The sequence below is a fragment of the Aeromonas cavernicola genome (genome assembly GCF_002795305.1).
Classification (GTDB): Bacteria; Pseudomonadota; Gammaproteobacteria; order Enterobacterales; family Aeromonadaceae; genus Aeromonas; species Aeromonas cavernicola.
Map to the genome: position 1 here is coordinate 1 of NZ_PGGC01000291.1, position 406 is coordinate 406.

Sequence of the window (406 nt, forward strand, 5' to 3'; positions counted from 1 at the left end):
GCGGGGCTGCGTCATTGGCTGGTGGATCAGGCCATGGCCCCCGCGACGGCGAGCGCCTCGGCGCAGGGAGGCCAGCCGTGTGAGCCTGACCATGAATGCGCGGTGGCGGGCGATCTTGCTGCAATTGAGACGCCTTCGCCGCCCGTCAACGCTCAGCAGAGCATGGAGCAGGATAGGAAGCGGGACATTTTGACAGCGAAGGATGGACAAAATGTCGCAATCAGCGGTGACGCAGGGGAGCATCTGGGATCTTGACTCCTTACCCGTCACTTTTTTTCCGGGGGAGTTGGCTCGGCTTTTGCTCTCCCAGCCTATCAACAAGCGCCCATCCCACGAGGTGGCGCGCACAGGAGTGTATGTGAGCACTGAACAGACTAATCCAGCCCAGCCCCGCCCCAATGGGGAT

The 406-nt window shown here is 61.8% G+C and carries 1 pseudogene; it reads left to right on the plus strand.

The features are described from left to right. Window positions 1–255: pseudogene (locus CUC53_RS18620) on the plus strand (DUF3306 domain-containing protein); the annotation flags it as partial. Window positions 256–406 lie beyond the last annotated feature (151 nt).